General features: G+C 70.0%; 18 protein-coding genes. 4 read left to right on the top strand and 14 right to left on the bottom strand.

The window, feature by feature from the left end; all coding sequences use genetic code 11:
• Positions 1-130 precede the first annotated feature (130 nt).
• The 5 genes from ACYSUO_RS18955 to ACYSUO_RS18935 all read right to left on the bottom strand — a co-directional run bounded on the left by ACYSUO_RS18955 (position 131) and on the right by ACYSUO_RS18935 (position 5,108).
• Entirely contained in the window at positions 131-1,402 is a 1,272-nt protein-coding gene (locus tag ACYSUO_RS18955) for a beta-ketoacyl-[acyl-carrier-protein] synthase family protein (protein ID WP_461777317.1), read from the bottom strand.
• A gap of 88 nt (positions 1,403-1,490) precedes the next feature.
• Positions 1,491-1,739: an acyl carrier protein gene (locus ACYSUO_RS18950; RefSeq protein ID WP_266720003.1), complete on the bottom strand. Its 249-nt coding sequence runs from the start codon at positions 1,737-1,739 to the stop codon at positions 1,491-1,493.
• A gap of 73 nt (positions 1,740-1,812) precedes the next feature.
• Complete coding sequence (locus ACYSUO_RS18945; protein WP_461777316.1) at positions 1,813-2,844, bottom strand: beta-ketoacyl-ACP synthase 3; 1,032 nt, start codon at positions 2,842-2,844, stop codon at positions 1,813-1,815.
• Between the two features lie 18 nt (positions 2,845-2,862).
• On the bottom strand, positions 2,863-3,789 hold the full coding sequence (locus tag ACYSUO_RS18940) for an ACP S-malonyltransferase (RefSeq protein WP_461777315.1): 927 nt from the start codon (positions 3,787-3,789) through the stop codon (positions 2,863-2,865).
• Positions 3,790-3,878: 89 nt separating this feature from the next.
• On the bottom strand, positions 3,879-5,108 hold the full coding sequence (locus tag ACYSUO_RS18935) for a PucR family transcriptional regulator (RefSeq protein WP_461777314.1): 1,230 nt from the start codon (positions 5,106-5,108) through the stop codon (positions 3,879-3,881).
• 94 nt (positions 5,109-5,202) lie between these two features.
• On the opposite strand from ACYSUO_RS18935, the gene ACYSUO_RS18930 reads away from it, so the two are divergent.
• On the top strand, positions 5,203-5,859 hold the full coding sequence (locus ACYSUO_RS18930) for a pirin family protein (protein WP_461777313.1): 657 nt from the start codon (positions 5,203-5,205) through the stop codon (positions 5,857-5,859).
• A 90-nt stretch (positions 5,860-5,949) separates the two neighbouring features.
• On the opposite strand, the gene ACYSUO_RS18925 is transcribed toward ACYSUO_RS18930, so the two are convergent.
• Positions 5,950-6,759, bottom strand: a complete 810-nt coding sequence (locus ACYSUO_RS18925; RefSeq protein WP_461777312.1) for a serine hydrolase domain-containing protein — start codon at positions 6,757-6,759, stop codon at positions 5,950-5,952.
• Positions 6,760-6,789: 30 nt separating this feature from the next.
• Entirely contained in the window at positions 6,790-7,257 is a 468-nt protein-coding gene (locus ACYSUO_RS18920; protein ID WP_461777311.1) for a GNAT family N-acetyltransferase, read from the bottom strand.
• Between the two features lie 111 nt (positions 7,258-7,368).
• Between ACYSUO_RS18920 and ACYSUO_RS18915 the strand changes: the two genes are divergently transcribed.
• Together ACYSUO_RS18915 and ACYSUO_RS18910 are read left to right on the top strand one after the other, a co-directional pair.
• Positions 7,369-7,842, top strand: coding sequence for a MerR family transcriptional regulator (locus tag ACYSUO_RS18915; protein ID WP_461777310.1), 474 nt, complete (start codon positions 7,369-7,371; stop codon positions 7,840-7,842).
• A gap of 5 nt (positions 7,843-7,847) precedes the next feature.
• A complete protein-coding gene (locus ACYSUO_RS18910) occupies positions 7,848-8,894 on the top strand; it encodes an aldo/keto reductase (protein WP_461777309.1) in 1,047 nt (348 codons plus the stop codon).
• 42 nt (positions 8,895-8,936) lie between these two features.
• On the opposite strand, the gene ACYSUO_RS18905 is transcribed toward ACYSUO_RS18910, so the two are convergent.
• The 7 genes from ACYSUO_RS18905 to ACYSUO_RS18875 form a co-directional block, all read right to left on the bottom strand.
• On the bottom strand, positions 8,937-10,166 hold the full coding sequence (locus tag ACYSUO_RS18905) for an acyltransferase family protein (protein WP_461777308.1): 1,230 nt from the start codon (positions 10,164-10,166) through the stop codon (positions 8,937-8,939).
• The gene (locus tag ACYSUO_RS18900; protein ID WP_461777307.1) at positions 10,163-11,293 is read right to left on the bottom strand and encodes an alpha/beta hydrolase; all 1,131 of its coding nucleotides are present in this window, start codon (positions 11,291-11,293) and stop codon (positions 10,163-10,165) included. The genes ACYSUO_RS18905 and ACYSUO_RS18900 overlap by 4 nt, the downstream gene beginning before the upstream one ends.
• Positions 11,294-11,446: 153 nt before the next feature.
• The gene (locus ACYSUO_RS18895) at positions 11,447-12,124 is read right to left on the bottom strand and encodes a response regulator (RefSeq protein WP_461777306.1); all 678 of its coding nucleotides are present in this window, start codon (positions 12,122-12,124) and stop codon (positions 11,447-11,449) included.
• Positions 12,125-12,139: 15 nt separating this feature from the next.
• The gene (locus ACYSUO_RS18890) at positions 12,140-13,516 is read right to left on the bottom strand and encodes a sensor histidine kinase (protein WP_461777305.1); all 1,377 of its coding nucleotides are present in this window, start codon (positions 13,514-13,516) and stop codon (positions 12,140-12,142) included.
• Between the two features lie 81 nt (positions 13,517-13,597).
• Complete coding sequence (locus ACYSUO_RS18885; protein ID WP_461777304.1) at positions 13,598-14,476, bottom strand: DUF4429 domain-containing protein; 879 nt, start codon at positions 14,474-14,476, stop codon at positions 13,598-13,600.
• A 76-nt stretch (positions 14,477-14,552) separates the two neighbouring features.
• On the bottom strand, positions 14,553-15,764 hold the full coding sequence (locus ACYSUO_RS18880) for an alpha/beta hydrolase (protein ID WP_461777303.1): 1,212 nt from the start codon (positions 15,762-15,764) through the stop codon (positions 14,553-14,555).
• A 116-nt stretch (positions 15,765-15,880) separates the two neighbouring features.
• Positions 15,881-16,522, bottom strand: a complete 642-nt coding sequence (locus ACYSUO_RS18875; RefSeq protein WP_461777302.1) for a TetR/AcrR family transcriptional regulator — start codon at positions 16,520-16,522, stop codon at positions 15,881-15,883.
• Positions 16,523-16,632: 110 nt separating this feature from the next.
• Between ACYSUO_RS18875 and ACYSUO_RS18870 the strand changes: the two genes are divergently transcribed.
• A complete protein-coding gene (locus ACYSUO_RS18870; RefSeq protein ID WP_461777301.1) occupies positions 16,633-18,243 on the top strand; it encodes an MFS transporter in 1,611 nt (536 codons plus the stop codon).
• Positions 18,244-18,311 lie beyond the last annotated feature (68 nt).

Below are 18,311 nucleotides of genomic sequence, written 5' to 3'. Positions count from 1 at the left end.
CTGCGCAAACCCAGCCACAGCGAATCCGCACCCGCAATCACCCACCACGCCACACACATACACACGCGAAAAACGAAGTGGGCCTGCCCCAGAACCCCGGGGCAGGCCCACTCCCACGTTCAGCGGAGCGTCAGACCGTGCGGAAGGCCAACACCACGTTGTGCCCACCAAAGCCGAACGAGTCGTTCAGCGCGGCAATCCGGCCATCGACCGGCAGCTTGCGCGCCTCACCACGGACGACGTCGGCCGTGCCCTCGGCCTCCGGGTCGAGGTTCTCGACGTTGATGGTCGGCGGAGCCATGCGGTGGTACAGCGCGAGCACCGACGCCACGGACTCGACACCACCGGCGCCGCCGAGCAGATGCCCGGTCATCGACTTCGTGCCGGAGACGGCGAAGTGGTCGGTGTCGTCACCGAACACCTTGCGCAGCGCCTTCAGCTCGGCGATGTCACCGGCGGGCGTCGACGTCGCGTGTGCGTTGACGTGCACGATCTCCGACGGGTCCAGGTCGGTGTTGTCCAGCAGGTTCTGCAGGGCGTGCGCGATGCCGCGGCCCTCCGGCTCCGGCTGCACGATGTCGTGGCTGTCGGCGGAGATGCCCTGGCCGACCGCCTCCGCGTAGACGCGGGCGCCGCGCTTGGCGGCGTGCTCGGCCGACTCCAGGATGATGACGCCGGCGCCCTCACCGAGGACGAAGCCGTCCCGGCCCGTGTCGTAGGGGCGCGACGCACCCTGCGGGTCGTCGTTGTTCTTGGACATCGCCATCATGTTGCCGAACGCGGCGATGGGCAGCGGGTGGATGGCCGCCTCCGTGCCACCGCAGACGACGACGTCGGCGCGGCCGGTGCGGATCATCTCGATGCCGTAGCCGATGGCCTCGGCGCCGGAGGCGCAGGCGGAGACCGGCGTGTGCACACCCGCGCGGGCGTTCACGGCCAGACCCACGTTGGCCGAGGGGCCGTTGGGCATCAGCATCGGCACGGTGTGCGGGGAGACGCGGCGTACGCCCTTCTCCTTCAGCACGTCGTACTGGTCGAGGAGCGTGGTCACGCCGCCGATGCCGGACGCGATCACGGCGCCCAGACGGTCGGGGTCGACGGACGGGTCGTCGCCCGCCTTGTCGGTGAAACCGGCGTCGGCCCAGGCTTCCTTGGCGGCGATCAGCGCGAACTGCGCGGAGCGGTCCAGCTTGCGGGCCTGCGGGCGGGGAATGACCTCGCCCGGCTCAACGGCGACCGGCGCCGCGATGCGGACCGCCTGGTCGGCGGCCCACTCCTGCTCGAGGGGCTTGACGCCGGAACGTCCGGCGACGAGGCCCTCCCAGGTGGATGTCGCGTCGCCACCCAGCGGTGTGGTTGCGCCGATACCGGTGACGACCACGGTGCGATTGGTCGAGCTCACAGGAATTCTTTCTCCAACGGATCCGAGGGATTCAGCGGCGCCACCGCCGGGTGGCGGAGCGACTGACCAACTGACTGAGGCTTGTGGCTCAGTTCTGGTGGTCGAGGATGTACTTCGTGGCGTCGCCGACGGTCTTGAGGTTCTTGACGTCGTCGTCCGGGATCTTGACGTCGAAGCGCTCTTCGGCGGCGACGACGACCTCGACCATGGACAGCGAGTCGACGTCCAGGTCATCGGTGAAGGACTTGTCCAGCTGGACGTCCTCGGTGGGGATCCCGGCGATCTCGTTCACGATCTCGGCGAGACCGGCGACGATCTCTTCCTGAGTGGCGGCCATTGTGGCGCTCCTTCGGTGTGTATCCAGAGGGTGTGGCGGCATCCGGTTCGGATCGAAGATCCGCACAGGATGCCTAGGGGAGGGTAACGACCGTGGCGGCGTACACGAGACCCGCCCCGAAGCCGATGACGAGCGCGGTGTCGCCGCTCTTCGCCTCGCCGGTCGCCAGAAGCCGCTCCATCGCGAGCGGAATCGAGGCGGCCGACGTGTTGCCGGTGGTGCGGATGTCACGGGCGACCGTGACGTGCTCCGGCAGTTTCAGAGTCTTCACCATCGAGTCGATGATCCGCTCGTTGGCCTGGTGGGGAATGAAGACATCCAGGTCGTCCGGGTTGATCCCGGCCGCGTCCAGCGCCTGCTGGGCGACCTTCGCCATCTCGAACACGGCCCAGCGGAAGACCGCCTGGCCCTCCTGCGTGATCGCAGGGAACTTGACGTTGCCCTGGGAGTCCAGCGGCAGCTGCGAGACATCACCGATGCGGTACGTGTCCCACGGCACGGTCTGCTTGATGGTGCCGGCCTTGTCGCCCTCGGAGCCCCACACGGTCGGGCCGATCTCGGGCTCCTGGGACGGGCCGACGATCACGGCACCGGCGCCGTCACCGAACAGGAAGGCCGTCGCGCGGTCCTCCAGGTCGGTCAGGTCGGACAGCCGCTCCACGCCGATGACCAGCACGTACTCCGCGCTGCCCTCGACGATCATGCCCTTGGCGAGCGTGAGGCCGTAGCCGAAACCGGCGCAGCCCGCGGAGATGTCGAACGCGGCGGCCTTGTCCGTGCCGAGCTTGTCCGCGATCTCCGTCGCGATGGCCGGCGTCTGCGCGAAGTGCGAGACGGTCGACACGACCACGGAGCCGATCTGCTCCGGCCGGATACCGGCGTTCGCGATGGCCTTGCCGGACGCCTCGATCGACATCATCGCGACGGTTTCCTCGTCACTGGCCCAGTGACGGGTGGAGATGCCGGAGCGCGAGCGGATCCACTCGTCGGACGAGTCGATCTTCTCGAGGATCACCTCGTTCGGCACGACCCGCGTCGGCCGGTAGCCGCCTACGCCGAGGATGCGCGCGTACGGGGCACCCTTGCTGGGCTTGATCTTCGACATGCTGCTCGGATCTCCTTGTCAGGCCGTGGCTGCTGCGGCTACTTCGGCGATCAGGGCGCGGGCTGCGTCGAGGTCGTCGGGGGTCTTCAGGGCGAGAGTCTTGACGCCCGGGAGCGCGCGCTTGGCGATCCCGGTGAGGGTGCCGCCCGGGCACACCTCGATGAGCGCGGTGACACCGAGCTCCTGGAACGTCTCCATGCACAGGTCCCAGCGGACCGGGTTCGCGACCTGGCCGACCAGGCGGGAGACCACCTCGGCGCCGGACGCGACGGCCTTGCCGTCCTTGTTCGAGACATACGTGACCGTGGGGTCGGCCGGGGCCAGCTCCTTGGCGGCCTCTTCCAGCTTCGTCACGGCCGGGGCCATGTGCCGGGTGTGGAACGCGCCCGCCACCTTCAGCGGCACCACGCGGCGCACCCCCTCGGGCTTGTCGGCCTCGAGGGCGGCCAGCTCCTCCAGCGTGCCGGCGGCCACGATCTGGCCCGCGCCGTTCACATTCGCCGGCGTCAGGCCCAGCTTCTCCAGGTGCGGGACGGTGACCTCGGGGTCGCCGCCGAGCAGCGCCGACATCCCGGTCTCCTTGATCGCCGCGGCCTCCGCCATGGCCAGACCACGGGTGCGCACGAGCTTCAGCGCGGTGGCCTCGTCGAGCACCCCCGCGAACGCCGCGGCGGTGATCTCACCGACGCTGTGCCCCGCCACGGCACCCGGCGCGACATCGCCGAGCGCGGAGGCCGAGAGCAGCCCGGCCGCGACAAGGAGCGGCTGGGCGACGGCCGTGTCACGGATCGCGTCCGCGTCGGCCTGCGTGCCGTAGTGGGCAAGGTCGAGGCCGATGGCGTCGGACCACGCGGCAAGGCGGTCCGCGGCACCGGGGAGTTCGAGCCAGGGAGTCAGGAAGCCGGGCGTCTGGGCGCCTTGGCCGGGAGCGACGAGTACGAGCACTCTCACACTCTCTCTTGGGGACGGGTCGGGCCGCCGGTGGGGACAGGGACGAAGAACCGAAGGGGGAATTGTAGGCCCCCGACAAAAGCCTACGACTGGGGATCGGCCTCGGCCAGACGCCCCAGGATGAGGGCGATGCGCAAGGTGAAGGCCGAGCGGACATCCGAAGGTGACCAGCCGGTGACGTCGGTCACACGTCGAAGCCGGTAGCGGACGGTATTCGGATGCACGAAGAGCATCCGGGCCGCGCCCTCCAGACTGCTTGCCTGTTCCAGGTACACGCTGAGTGTTTCGAGGAGAGCCGAGCCGGCCTCTTCGAGCGGTCTGTAGATCTCCTCCACCAACTGGTCTCGCGCGGCGGGGTCTCCTGCGATCGCGCGCTCCGGAAGCAGATCGTCCGCCAGAACGGGACGCGGAGCGTCCTGCCAGGCGCTGCACGCCTTGAGCCCGGCGGCCGCGGCCTGGGCGGACCGCGTGGCGGCCAACAGGTCCGGCACCACGGGCCCGGCGACCACGGCGCCCGCCGCGAACGGGCCGATCAGCGACTTCGCCACGGCCAACGGATTGTCGCTACCGCCCGCGATCACGACGAGCCGGTTCCCGAGCACCCCGGTCAGGACCTGCAGCTTGGCGTGGCGGGAGGCCCGCCGGATCGCCTCCACCGTCAGCTCGCTGTCCCCGTCGGGTGCCGTGCCGAGCACCACGCACACGTGCTCGGGGGAGTTCCAGCCGAGCGCCGCGGCCCGGCTGACCGCACCCTCGTCGGCCTCCCCGGACAGGACGGCGTTCACCACGAGCGACTCGAGCCGCGCGTCCCACGCGCCCCGCGCCTCGGCGGCCTGCGCGTACACCTGGGCGGTCGCGAAGGCGATCTCCCGTGCGTACACGAGCAGCGCCTCCCGCAGCACGCTCTCGTCGCCGGGCGCCGCCACCTCGTCGATGGCGGACTCCATGACCTCGATGGTCGTCCGCACCATCTCCACGGTCTGGCGCAGCGTGATCGCCCGGGTCAGCTCCCGGGGCGCGGTGCCGAACACATCCGTCGAGATGGCCTGCGGGGCGTCCGGGTGCCGGAACCACTCGGTGAACGCGGCGATACCCGCCTGTGCCACCAGACCGATCCACGACCGGTTCTCCGGAGGCATCGCCCGGTACCAGGGCAACGTCTCGTCCATGCGCGTGATCGCCTGCGCGGCGAGTGCCCCGGACGATTTCTCCAGGCGCTTCAGGGTCGCCGAGTGCGGGTGAGGCTCCGCGGGGCCGCCTTGACGGTCCGCTGGGTCGTTCGCTGAGGGCTGCTCTGATTCCGATTGGGGCACGGGGACAAGACTGCCTTATCGGGACGCCTCAGCGGAGTGGAGGGTCCGAGGTGAGCCCGTCGAAAGGCCGGAAACGGGGACTACCGTGTACCGCGTGATTGATGTACGCCGCTCCGGCGACCGCTATGTCGGTGGCGAACCCGAGGCGGGGATCGAATCCCTCCACGCGTTCTCCTTCGGACCGCACTACGACCCGGACAACCTGCGCTTCGGCGCCATCCTCGCCTGCAACGAGGAGCGCCTCGCGCCGGGCGCCGGCTTCGACGAACACCCCCACAGCCACACGGAGATCGTCACCTGGGTCGTCACCGGCGAACTCACCCACCGCGACTCCACCGGCCACGAGTCCGTGGTCCGCCCCGGCGACGTGCAGCGCCTCAGCTCCGGCGGCGGCGTCCGCCACGTCGAACGCAACGACGGCGTCGAGCCCCTCACCTTCGTCCAGATGTGGCTCGCCCCCCTCGACCCGGGAGGCGACCCGGCGTACGAGGTGGTGCACGGCATCGCGGACTCGACCCCGTACGACGTCCCCGCGGCGGGCGCCATGCTGCACGTCCGGCGCCTGGCGGCGGGCGAGCGGGGAGAGGTGCCGGCCGCCCCTCACGTCTACGTCCACGTGGTGCAGGGCGAAGTACGGCTCGGGGGAACGGAGTTGGCCGACGGGGACGCCGCCCGCATCACCGCGGAGACCGACCTCGAGGTCCTGGCGGCGACGGAGGCGCAGCTGCTGATCTGGGAGATGGGCGGGTGACTCGCGGCGGGTGACCTGAGGTGGGTGGTGGCCCAAGGGGGGGGAGCTTGAGGCGGGCGGTGACCCGGGGCAGGCCACCCGGCCCCGTGGTCAGATCTCCGCGAGCACCGCGTCGGTGAACGGCGGCCACACCTCGGCCGCCCACGGCCCGAACGCCCGGTCCGTCAGCGCCACAGCGGCCACCCCGGCATCCGGGTCCACCCACAGGAACGTGCCCGACTGCCCGAAGTGCCCGAACGTCCGCGGCGACGACGAACTCCCCGTCCAGTGCGGCGACTTGTGGTCCCGGATCTCGAACCCGAGGCCCCAGTCGTTCGGGTTCTGGTGCCCGTACCCCGGAAGCACGCCCTTCGTGCCCGGGTACTGCACGGTCATCGCCTCGGCCACGGTCCGCGGGTCGAGCAGTCGCGGCGCCTGCACCTCGGCGGCGAACCGCACCAGGTCGTCCACCGTCGACACACCGTCCTTGGCCGGCGACCCGTCGAGCGCCGTCGCCGTCATCCCCAGCGGTTCGAGCACGGCCTGGCGCAGGTACTCGCCGAACGGAATGTCCGTCGCCTTCGCGATGTGGTCCCCGAGCACCTCGAAGCCCGCGTTCGAGTACAGCCGCCGGGTGCCCGGCTCCGACGTCGTTTTGTGCTCGTCGAAGGCGAGGCCACTGGTGTGCGCGAGCAGGTGCCGGACCGTCGAGCCCTCGGGGCCCGCCGGCTCCTCCAGCTCGATCGCCCCTTCCTCGTACGCGACCAGCGCCGCGTAGGCCGCGAGCGGCTTGGTGACCGAGGCCAGCGGGAAACGGTGGGCCGTGGGTCCCCGGGTCCCCAGCACTGTGCCGTCCGCACGGACGACGGCTGCTGCGGCGGTCGGTACCGGCCAGTTCTCGATCAACGCGAGGCTCTGCATGCGTACGAGCCTAATTCCTCGCTGACGGCGTCAGAGAGTCAGCCTCATGGCGGGCGCGGGAGTGCGGGCGAAGCCGAGGGAGGAGTACAGGGGCTCACCCTCGGTGGAGGCGTGCAGATCGACGCGGCGCACGTCGCGCTCCTTGAACCAGGCCAGCAGCGCCTCCATGCAGGCACGTGAGTAGCCGCGGCGCCGGTGCGCGGGATCGGTGCAGACATTGAAGACGTGACCCGCAGTGCCCTCGGGGTTTCCGGGGCCGCCCAGGCTCAGGTTGATGGTGCCGGTCGCACAGGCCGCGAGCGTGCCCGGAACGTCCGGTGCCTCGACCACGAAAACCGCCAACGGGCCACCCTCGTCGGCCAGATGGGACCGCAGGGTCCGCGCCGTGTACGGCTGCCACCCCAGGTCGTCGCTCGGTCTCATCGAGTCCAGCATGATCTTGCGCAGGCGGACCAGTTCTTCGGCGTCGGCGGGCGTGGCACGGCGTACGGCAGTCATGGCCCGCACCGTAACCGGGCCGTCTTCGAGGTGTCCTCCCTTTTCCTGTGCCGCGCTATTTCCTGAGCCGCGCTTGCTTGGAGTGCACTCCAAGGTTCTAGCGTGGGGGCCATGACGGTGATGGAGACCACGTCCCGGTCCCGCGCGGCGACCCGGAAGACCGACAACTGTGCCTCGGCGCCCCCCTCGCACCCCCGCCCGGAGGGCCAGGACCACTACACCATCAGCGAGGTCGTCGCTCTCACCGGACTGACCGCCCACACCTTGCGCTGGTACGAGCGGATCGGCCTGATGCCCGACGTCGACCGCTCGCACACAGGGCAGCGCCGCTACAGCAACCGTGACCTGGACTGGCTGTCGCTCGTCGGCAAGCTCCGGCTCACCGGGATGCCGGTGGCCGACATGGTGCGCTACGCCGAGCTCGTGCGCCGGGGTGAGGAGACCTTCGACGAGCGCAGGGAGCTGCTCGAAGCGACCCGCCGCGACGTCCTGAACCGGGTGGCGGAGCTGCAGGACACCCTGTCCGTACTGGACTACAAGATCGACTTCTATGCGGGCGCCCGACCGGCGCCGGAGGGGGCTTGAACCGCATGAGCAGCACGGAGCGGACGCCGCGGGCGGGCGAGCAGCGGCGCATTTCCACTGTTGAGTTGGGAAACAACGGGCCCGTGGTGGGCATTCAGGGCCTCGGCTGCATGGGAATGAGCTGGGCCTATGGACCGACGGACGCCGACGAGGCCAGGGCCACCCTGGAGCGGGCGCTGGAAATCGGCGTCACCTTGTACGACACCGCCGACGCCTACGGTGCCGGTGAGAACGAGAAGTTCCTCTCTCCTTTCGTCAAGGCGCATCGGGACGAGATCGTCCTCGCGACCAAGTTCGCCATCGGATCCGATCCGAGCGACCCGTACAAGCGCGTCATCAACAACGACCCCGCCTACATCAGGACCTGCATCGACGCCAGCCTCCAACGCCTGGACGTCGACTCGGTCGACCTGTACTACATGCACCGCCGCGACCCGAAGGTGCCGATCGAGGAGACGGTCGGCGCGATGGCCGAACTCGTCGCCGCCGGCAAGGTCAAGCACCTCGGCCTGAGCGAGGTGACCGCCGCCGAACTGCGCGCCGCCCAAGCCGTGCATCCGATCGCTGCTGTCCAGTCCGAGTGGTCGCTGTTCAGCCGCGACATCGAACGCTCGGTCGTGCCCGCCGCCGCGGAACTCGGCGTCGCCCTCGTGCCGTACTCCCCACTCGGCCGTGGCTTCCTCACCGGGGCCTTCGTCTCCGCCGACAAGGAACTCAGCGACGACGACTTCCGACGCCAACAGCCCCGGTTCACCGGAGACAACGCCGCTGCCAACGCGGCCCTGTTGGAGCCGGTCCGTCAGGTCGCGGATGCCCACGGCGCCTCCCTCGGCCAGGTCGCCCTGGCCTGGGTGCAGCAACAGGCGGGGGCCTTCGGCCTCGGTGTCGTCCCGATCCCCGGCACACGCAAGCGCACGCGCGTCGAGGAGAACACCGCGGCGACCCGGATCGTGCTCACCGACGAGGAACTGGCGCTCCTCGAGCCCATCGCCGAGAAGGTCGCCGGAGACCGCTACGCGGACATGACCTTCACGTCGGCGGGCCGCGAGTAGCCGGTCCGCCGGGGGAGGGGTGGCCGTGAGGCCCGCGGGGCCTCACGCCAGCCCCAGCGCGAACACCGCGAACCCGGCGGCGAGCAGCCCCGCCAGCGCCCGGCGCCCCCGGCTCACCCGCTTCCACGGTGACTCGAAGCCCCGCGCATAGCGGCCTATCAGGACGAGCAGAGCCGCGAACAGCGGTAGCCACGCGAGGCGGATCGCTATCCAGGCGAGCGTGTCCGGGGCTGTCGTGAGGCCCGGTATCGCGCCGGCGAACGAGCCGGGTATCGCCGCCGCGAGCAGCGCCGTCTGATGCCAGCACAGGATGGTCATCGCCGACAGGTTGATGACCACGACCGGGGCCCACAGGGCCGGGCGGCGCAGCAGCTTGCCCAGGCGGTCCCGCACCAGTATCGCCGCGCCGCTCTGCGCGGCCGCGAGGGCGAGGACGAGCAGCGACGGCGGATGCGAGTTCGTCCGCGCCTCGCCCGGCACCCCGACCATCGACGCCGGGTAGTGGAAGACCAGCAGCAAGGCCGCGAACAGAGCCGTGCCACCGACGAGCAGTGCCCAGGCGCCCCGCTTGCCGAGCCTCTTCTCGCCCCAGCAGACGCCGAGTTGATAGGCGAACAGCCAGCCCGGCAGGAGATTGAGCAGGCTCAGCCACGACGGCATGGCCGAGGAGGAGGGCCCGTACCGAAGGAAGTCGACGACGGCGACCGAGCCGATCAGTGGCACCACGGACCAGGCGCCGATCCTGTGCGCCGCTTTGATGCACCACGGTGTGAGCGCGGTGATCACGGTGTAGATGCCGACGAACCACAGGGGCTGTATCACCAGCGTGGAAGCCGTGCGCAAGGTCGGCAGGGGCACCCCGAGGGCGTACAGCAAGGGGGCCAGTGCGGCCCACACCGCGGTCACGCCCAGCACGGGCCGGCCCAGACGGGCGAGCCTGCCTCGCAGCCAGCCGACCGTCGACGTGCCCCGCTCCCGGGCCCGCCGGAACGACAGGACCGACGCGTATCCGCCGACGAGGAAGAAGACCCCGAGCATCTGCAACACCCAACTGAGGGGCGCGAAGAAGCCGAAGCTGCTCAGCGGGCTCGCATTGTGCAGGGCGCCCTGCGGGTCCAGCGTGAAGCCCGCGAGCAGCCAGTGCCCCGTGGGCACGGCGAGCAGGGCCAGCGCCCGCAGCCCGTCCACTGCCCGATCCCGGTGGGCCGGGGTCTTCGCGTCGATCGAGGCGACGGCCGAGGACACGGAGGCGCGGAGAGAAGTGGCGGTCATGACGAGGCTCCCGTGGCGATGTCGGCGAAGGCACGCAGCGAGTCCGTGCCCGGCGCGAAGTAGCCCGTGTGACCCTGGGCTTGCTCGGCAGGCACCCGCCGGGCTCCGAAGGACGGGTCCGTCGGGTCGGTGCCGTGTCCCAGGCCGAACAGCTCGACGTTCGGCACCTTGCCGATCCAGTCGCTGTCGTCCCGGGCCGCCCACACCCTGGCGTGCGTGTGCAGTTCGGCCACCGTGTCGGCATGCAGTCCGGGTGAACCGAGGGCCACAAGGTCCGCCGCGGGAAGCCGGGACGCAGCGAGCCCGCACACCACCGAGCCGTAGCTGTGGCAGAAGACGGTCGGCTTCGGGGTGCCTGCCGCGGTGAGGCCCTGCGCGAAGCGGGCCAGCCTGGGGGCTCCCGCCTCGGCGAGCCGGCCCGTGGCCGCATCCGGGCCCAGACCCACCGGAGTGGTGTATCCGGCCCACGCCACCACGGCCGACTGCCCGGCCGTCGCCCGGTGCAGCGAGCGCGCCATCCCGGCCGGTGTCCCGTACACGTCCCTGGTCCGGTCGAACGTGCCCAGGTCGATATCGGAACCCGGCACGATCACGGAGACATGCCGAGCCCTCTCCAGGTCCCCGTAGACCTCGGCCACCTGGCCACGCCCACGGGGGTCGAAGGCGAGTATCCGGCGGCCCTGCGCGAGCAGTTGGGAGCAGCGGTCGGCGAGCTCCCGCGCCGAGGTCCGCTGTCGCTCGGTGAGCGTTCGATCCTTGGCGTCGGCGCGGGCCCTGGCCTGCTCGGCCCGCAGCGACAGCGCGTTCGCCTCGTACCGCAGAGCGATCGGGGCCCCGTCCAGATTGCCGACGACCGACGGGTGTCGCGCGACCAGAGCGTGCTGCTCCGCTCCGCTCAACCCGCGGAAGAAAGTAGCGAATTGCGAAGGCCTCGACGTCGCGGGGTCAGGCAGTTCGCGGCCCAGCGAATCGTCCGCGCGCCACGAGGCGGTGCCAGGGGGAGGGCCGGTGAGCGGGCGCTGTTCCTGGCCCGATGCCCAACCCACCGTGCCGGACACGGCGATTGCCGTGAGTGCGGCGGCCGCCACGGCGCGACGGCCACGTTGTTTCCAAGAACTCAGGCCCATCGCCCGTCTCCCCTTCGTCCAGTGGTGTGACGAGGGGAAGGTAGGAGGACGGACGCGGCCAGGGCGTCACACTGGGGAGCCAACCAGCCCTTGATACCTGGGTATTGATGACTGATACCGCAGTAGGGGGTCGGACGCCTCAGGCGTGGCGCATCACCGGCCGCCGGGCTCTACGAGACCCGATTCATACGCGAAGATCACGGCCTGCGCCCGGTCGCGCAGGCCCAACTTCGCCAGCACACGGCCGATATGGGTCTTCACCGTCTGCTCGGCCAGCACCAGCTTCTGCGCGATCTCCTGGTTGGACAGCCCGCGCGCGATCAGCTCGAGAACCTCGGACTCACGCGGTGTCAGGGTCTTCAGCAGCGGATCGTGGTTCTTGCGGTGCGCGGGGCGGGTCTTGGCGAAGTCCGCGATGAGGCGCTTGGTAACCGTGGGAGCGAGCAGTGCCTCACCGGCCGCGATCACGCGCACCGCGGCGATCAGATCGGCCGGTGGCGCGTCCTTGAGCAGAAACCCGGACGCGCCCGCCCGCAGCGCGGCGTACACATAGTCGTCGACGTCGAACGTGGTGAGCATCAGGACCTTCGGCCGGTGCACCACGCCGGGCGGCGGGTCCAGCAGTTCCTTGGTTGCGGCCAGCCCGTCCATCTCGGGCATCCGGACATCCATGAGGACGACGTCGGGATGCGTGGAGCGGCTCACCTGGACGCCCTCCTTGCCGTCGGGGGCCTCTCCCACGACGTCGATGTCGCTCTGCGCGTTCAGCAGCGCGGCGAAACCCGCCCGCACCATGCTCTGGTCGTCGACGATGATCACGCGAATGGTCATGCGTGCCGAATTCCTTTATGCCGTCGGGGAGTCGGGCACGCTCAAGGGGAGCCGGGCCGCGACACGGAAACCTCCGTCGGGCAGCGGTCCCACGTCCAGCGTGCCGCCGACCAACCGTACGCGTTCGTTCATGCCTATCAGCCCGTGTCCGGTACCGGCGGTCGATTCCACAGGCGATACCGGTTCCGCCGCCGGCCCGTTGACCACGACCACCAGCAGGGCGTCGCCGTCGAGGCTGATGGAGATCTGGGTCCGTGCGCCCGGAGCGTGCCGCACCACGTTCGACAGCGCCTCTTGGACGATGCGGTACGCGGAGAGGTCCACCGCCGGGGGCAGCTGGACCAGCTCCCCGACGAGAGCCAGTTCCGGATAGGACAGCTCGGCCGGGACCCCGCCTCGTACGGTCGCCTCGACCAGCTGACGCAGGTGCGTGAGGCCGGGCTGCGGTGCCAGGTCGCCCTGCGCCTCTTCGCTGCGCAGGACCGCGAGGAGACGGCGCATCTCGGTCAGCGACGCGCGCGCACCCGTGGCGATCGACTCGAACTCCTCGCGCGCCTCGTCGGGCAGGCCCTGCAGCCGGTAGGGCGCGGAGTCCGCCTGCACGGTGATCACCGACATGTGGTGCGCGACGACGTCGTGCAGCTCGCGCGCGATCCTGGCCCGCTCCTCGAGCAGCGTTCTGCGGGTCCGCTCGGCCTCGCTGATCGTCTCCTGCGCGACGAGCTTGCGTCTGGTCTCGCCGCGCTCCCGCAGCAGGGCGCCCAGGAGCAGCACCCCACCGCTCAGGACGATGAGGAGCACCCCCGTGTCCTGGCTGGTGCTGTCGCGGAAGATGCCGACCACGATGCTGGCGGCCACGGTGACCAGCCAGATGTTGACGAGAGTGCGACGGCTCTCCCGCAGCGCCAGCGCGATGCACAGCACCACGTAGGCCACGATCATCATGGCCGTCCATGGCGAGGGATTGTGGGCGTCCCCCTGAAGCACCGGGACCGTGCCCAGCACGGCCGCGGTGATCATGATGTACCAGGCGGCCAGCGGGCGGCTCACCGCGAGGACCAGGGGAGCGGACTGAGCCACGCCGATCGCGGCGGCCAGTCCGCCGCCGACCCCGTAGTCGTTCGCCAACACCTGGGTCGTGGTCGGGATCAGCGCCGCGGTGAAGCCCAGCGCGAGCAGATAGGGCAACAGCCGCATCCAACGGCGGGGCGCATGCGCCAGCAGGGGCTCCGACCGGTCGTCGCCCAGGGCCACGGTGAGTGTCGAACCGGCCCAGGCGAGCCGGTCGCCCAGCCGACGCACCGCTCCGGCCGTGCGCCGAGAACCCGCTCGGCCGGAACCTTCGTCCGGCGGGCGGGGCGTCTTCTCGGGAGATGGCGGTGCGGTGCTCATGGCCAGATCAGCGTAGACACCCGGACCCGGTCGTGCCGTCATACCGGAGTGCTCAACCGCACCCCCTACCCAGGTATGAGGTCACAGCTCGGCGAGCAGCTCGGCCTTCTTCGACGTGAACTCCGCGTCGGTCACAAGGCCCGCCTGGTGCAGCTCGCCCAGGTGCCGGATGCGGTCGGCGATGTCCGCGGGATCGCGTCTTCCGGCCCCCGCCGACTCGGTGCACAACGCCCCGCCCTGCGGCGGGGCCGGCCCGGACGCCCGCACGGCCGCCAGCACCGAGGCGGCGAACGGCAGCGACTCGTGCACCGGACCGTAGCCGAGGCCGAAGACGACCGCGGCCGGGTCCTGGTCCGCCTGACCGGGCTGTTCCCCGGAGGCGTCCCGGGGCAGCAGGCGCAGATGGCCCTCGAAGAGTTCGGGCGAGCGCCATTCGACGCCGCTCAGGTCCGAGATCGGGAACGTCTTGTCCCCGGCCTTCCACTTCGCGGAGGACGCCCCGGTCCAGAACCAGCGGAAGGCCACCGAGTCCCCGTCGAACGTGGCCTTCCCGTCGTAGGCCTTGAACTGCCGGGGCGCCTCGGGAGGCGCCACCAGATACTTCTCCGGACGCACGTCGTCGTGGTCGGAGAGCTTCGCCCGCAGCTCGTCCGCGTAGTACTCGCCGAGCGTCTCCCGCTCGGCGGGCAGCACGAGGCGGTACGGGTCGCTCCCCTCCTTGAGCTGACCCGCGGCAGCGTCCATCAAGGGGTCCGCGCCCGGTCGCGGCACCGCGTGCAGCACGACGGTCCCGCGTTTTCCAGGCGTCAGGGACACCGCCGCGACCGCTTCCAGAGGGATGCGGCGTTCGCCCAGCGCCTGAAGGAGCTTCGGCGTGCGGATCCCCCGTTCGAAGCGGATGAGCACGGAGTCGGACTCGAACTCCCAGGCGGCATGAAATCCGGCCAGTACGTCACCCATGTGGCTCATCGTAGGCGGAGCGCGCGTCTCCGTCGCCTGTCGTGGCAGACCGCTGTTTCAGCACTTTCTACGCGCGTCAGGCGGAGACGTTCCCGGAAAAACCGTCCAGACAGCCCTGACCTCCGCCGGCGCAGTGCACTGTCTTGTACCCGCCGGTGCCGATGTCGGCGAAGTTGGCGAGGCTCTCGGTGCCCGGCACGAAGTAGCCGGTGTGGCCCTTGGAGTCGCCTGCCGCCAGGACGCGCGCGCCGAACGCGGAGGAGACGGGGTCCGCTCCGTGCCCGAGACCGCCCACCTCCATGTAGGGAATGTCCTGGATCCAGTCGTCCTTGTCGCGCATGGCCCACACGCGCGCGTGCGTGTCCAGGCCTGCCGCGCTCTGGGCGCGCATACCGGGACTGCCCGCCACCGCGATGTCGCTGACCCGCCCCGGCATGTGGTGCGCCGCGACGCCGCACACCACCGAGCCGTAGCTGTGGCAGTACAGGGCGACGGAGGACCGGCCGGGCAGGCCGCGCAGCATCGCGTTGAGCCGCACCGCTCCGTCCTCCGCGCGCATCGCCGTGGCGGCGTCCACACCCAGGCCGGCCGGCGCCGTGTAGTCGGCCCACGCGACGACCGCGGTACGCGTGTGCGGGCTGGCGCTGCGCTCGGCGCCGTACAGCGAGCGCGCCATGCCCACGGGCGCCGAGTACTGGCGGGACGTGCGCTCGAAGGTGAGCACGTTCGTGTCGACTCCCGGCACCACGACGGACACCCGCTGGGCCTTGTCGAGGTCACCGAAGACCTCGGCGACCCGGCCGGCGCCCAAGGGGTCGAAGGAGAGGATCTTGCGATCGGGCTTCGCCAGGGACGCGAACCGGTTCATGCGCTTCTTCGCGTCGGCGTGACCGACGGACGACAACCGGTTGTCGTACATGCGTCTGTGCTCGACCTGGCGGGCCTGGTCGAGCGCGATGCGGTTGGCGCGATAACGCAGCTCTACAGGCGCACCGTTCATATTGCCGACCGCGAGCGGATACCGGGCGGCGAGCTCGCCGCGCTGGTGGGCGCTCAGCGAGCCGAAGAAATGCGCGAGGCGGTTGGGGGAGCCGTCGTGCGCGGGCAGTGCATGTCCGTTTATCCGGCCGTGCTCCCAAGAGGTGAGCGCGGTCTGGAGCGGAGACGTGACGCCTCGCTGATGACGCACCGCGGTCCAGCCGGTGGTGGCCAGCATGACGAACACGACGACCAGCGCAAGCAGTGCGCGCCAGACGTTGAGTTGGGGAGAGGTATCGAAGGAAGTCACTGCGGGACACCCTAGGAGAAGCGCATGCGGCACCGTGAATGAGGTGAGGCGGATCACGTTTCACGTGGTGTATTTGGGTAAAACCGGACGCGGGTGCGTTGTTGCCTCACGCTGTGTCATCCCTGGTCGCGGCGCCATTGTCCGGCCAGTGAAGGCCTCAAGTGATCAAGGTAAGACTCGGTGAGCGCGCGGATCGATTCGAGGCTCACGTCCTCTCCCGCACCCCACAGTCGACCGGTCATCCGCATGACGCCACCGAACGCGGCGACGGCCACGCGCGGCCGTGGATCGCTGTTCACGTCGAGGCCTTCGCGGCCGGCGATCACGCACGCGAGTTCCTCTTCCAGTTCGATGGAGCGGCGCAGGTGAACGGCGAGCAGGGCAGGGGTCGACTCGATCATCTGGTAGGTACGCATGTGGAGTTCGAGGGGGATGAGCTCCTCCACGACGCGGCTCATCGCGTCCCATGCGCCGAGTACGGTCCGCCGCAGTGCCTCGAACGGGCTTTCCTCCAGGGGGCGTTCACGCAGCGCGGCGACGAATCGGGCCTCCACCGTCTGCTGCACCGCGAGGGCGACCTCTTCCTTGTTCGCGAAATACCGGAAGAAGGTGCGTTGGGACACCCCGCAGGCGTCGGCGATCTCGTCGACCGTCGTCCGGTCGAACCCCTGGGTCGTGAAGAGCTCAAGTGCGGTACGCAGCAGGGCGTTTCGAGTGCGTTGCTTCTTGAGTTCACGCAGGTTGATTCGATCCGTCATCGTTCTCTTTCTCGCCGTTTGTGCAGCTCACCCTAGTGTGAGCGACGTGACAGTCACTGACTTGTGAAATGGTTCGCCAACTGTCAGTGGCTGTCATTAGCCTCGAACGTATGACTAGTCAGACCACTGTCGACAAGGCGGATCGGGTACCGGAGCCCGAGCACGTCCCGGCACCGGCCAAGGGGCTGCGCGGTCACCCCTGGTTGACACTCTTCTCCGTCGCGATCGGCGTCATGATGGTCGCCCTCGACGGCACCATCGTCGCCATCGCCAACCCGACTATTAAGAAGGACCTCGGCGCGACCTTCGCCGACGTTCAGTGGATCACCAACGGCTACTTCCTCGCCCTCGCGGTCGCGCTGATCACCGCGGGCAAGCTCGGTGACCGATTCGGTCACCGGCAGACGTTCCTCATCGGTGTCGTCGGCTTCGCCGCCGCGTCGGGGGCCATCGGCCTGTCCGACAGCATCGCCTTCGTCATCACCTTCCGCGTGCTCCAGGGCCTGTTCGGGGCGCTGCTCATGCCTGCCGCGCTCGGCCTGCTGCGCGCCACGTTCCCTGCCGAGAAGCTGAACATGGCGATCGGTATCTGGGGCATGGTCATCGGCGCCTCGACCGCCGGCGGGCCGATCGTCGGCGGGCTGCTCGTCGAGCACGTCAGCTGGCAGTCGGTCTTCTTCATCAACGTCCCCATCGGTGTTCTCGCCCTGGCCCTGGGGCTTTTCATCCTCCTGGACCACCGTGCCGAGAACGCGCCGCGGTCCTTCGACATCCTCGGCATCGTGCTGCTGTCCGGCGCGATGTTCTGCCTGGTCTGGGCGCTCATCAAGGCGCCGACCTGGGGCTGGGGCGACGGCATGACCTGGGCGTTCATAGCCGGTTCGGTGCTGTGCTTCGTGGTGTTCGCGCTCTGGGAGACCCGCGTCGCCGAACCGCTCATCCCGCTGGCCCTGTTCCGGTCCGTGCCGTTGTCGGCCGGTGTGGTGCTGATGGTGCTGATGGCCATCGCGTTCATGGGCGGACTGTTCTTCGTCACCTTCTACCTCCAGAACGTGCACGGCATGAGCCCGGTCGAGAGCGGAATGCACCTGTTGCCGCTGACCGGCATGATGATCGTCGGCTCTCCGCTGGCGGGGGCGATGATCACGAAGTTCGGCCCTCGTGTCCCGCTCGCCGGCGGCATGGCGCTCACCGCCGCCGCCATGTACGGGATGTCCACGCTGGAGCCGGGAACGGGCAGCGGGATCATGTCCCTCTGGTTCGCCCTGCTGGGTCTTGGCCTCGCGCCCGTGATGGTCGGAGCGACCGAAGTCATCGTGGGCAACGCCCCGTTGGAGCTCTCCGGCGTGGCCGGCGGACTCCAGCAGGCCGCGATGCAGATCGGCGGAAGCCTCGGCACCGCCGTGCTCGGTGCCGTCATGGCGTCCAAGGTCGACAGCGATCTCGCCGGAAACTGGACGGGCGCCGGCCTCCCGCCGCTCACGCACGCCCAGTTGGGCCAGGCGTCGGAGGCGGTCCAGGTCGGTGTCGCGCCGGTGCCCCCGGGCGCCCCGCCGGCGCTCGCCGAGAAGATCACGGGCGTCGCGCAGGACACCTTCATCTCCGGCATGAGCATGGCCTGCCTGGTCGCCGCGGGTGTCGCCGTCGTCGCCATCCTCGTCGCGCTGCTCACCAAGCGCGGGGAGAACGCGGAGGCGGGCGCGGGCGCAGCGCACATCTGACGGCCGGCCACCGGGCCGGACCGCGTGAAATCACCTTTGAGCTGCGCGAAACCGCCCGTACGAGGGAA

Source organism: Streptomyces sp. UC4497 (assembly GCF_054871485.1).
The sequence above is the reverse complement of the archived record's forward strand: the minus strand, read 5'-3'. Positions and strand labels throughout refer to the sequence as shown.

Bases quoted from the DNA above. Each gene is read 5' to 3' on its own strand.
- ACYSUO_RS18890 (WP_461777305.1), bottom strand. From the start codon at position 13,516: ATGAGCACCGCACCGCCATCTCCCGAGAAGACGCCCCGCCCGCCGGAC.
- ACYSUO_RS18920 (WP_461777311.1), bottom strand. From the start codon at position 7,257: ATGACTGCCGTACGCCGTGCCACGCCCGCCGACGCCGAAGAACTGGTC.
- ACYSUO_RS18905 (WP_461777308.1), bottom strand. From the start codon at position 10,166: ATGACCGCCACTTCTCTCCGCGCCTCCGTGTCCTCGGCCGTCGCCTCG.
- ACYSUO_RS18945 (WP_461777316.1), bottom strand. From the start codon at position 2,844: ATGTCGAAGATCAAGCCCAGCAAGGGTGCCCCGTACGCGCGCATCCTC.
- ACYSUO_RS18875 (WP_461777302.1), bottom strand. From the start codon at position 16,522: ATGACGGATCGAATCAACCTGCGTGAACTCAAGAAGCAACGCACTCGA.
- ACYSUO_RS18925 (WP_461777312.1), bottom strand. From the start codon at position 6,759: ATGCAGAGCCTCGCGTTGATCGAGAACTGGCCGGTACCGACCGCCGCA.
- ACYSUO_RS18870 (WP_461777301.1), top strand. From the start codon at position 16,633: ATGACTAGTCAGACCACTGTCGACAAGGCGGATCGGGTACCGGAGCCC.
- ACYSUO_RS18900 (WP_461777307.1), bottom strand. From the start codon at position 11,293: ATGGGCCTGAGTTCTTGGAAACAACGTGGCCGTCGCGCCGTGGCGGCC.
- ACYSUO_RS18885 (WP_461777304.1), bottom strand. From the start codon at position 14,476: ATGGGTGACGTACTGGCCGGATTTCATGCCGCCTGGGAGTTCGAGTCC.
- ACYSUO_RS18915 (WP_461777310.1), top strand. From the start codon at position 7,369: ATGACGGTGATGGAGACCACGTCCCGGTCCCGCGCGGCGACCCGGAAG.
- ACYSUO_RS18910 (WP_461777309.1), top strand. From the start codon at position 7,848: ATGAGCAGCACGGAGCGGACGCCGCGGGCGGGCGAGCAGCGGCGCATT.
- ACYSUO_RS18950 (WP_266720003.1), bottom strand. From the start codon at position 1,739: ATGGCCGCCACTCAGGAAGAGATCGTCGCCGGTCTCGCCGAGATCGTG.
- ACYSUO_RS18895 (WP_461777306.1), bottom strand. From the start codon at position 12,124: ATGACCATTCGCGTGATCATCGTCGACGACCAGAGCATGGTGCGGGCG.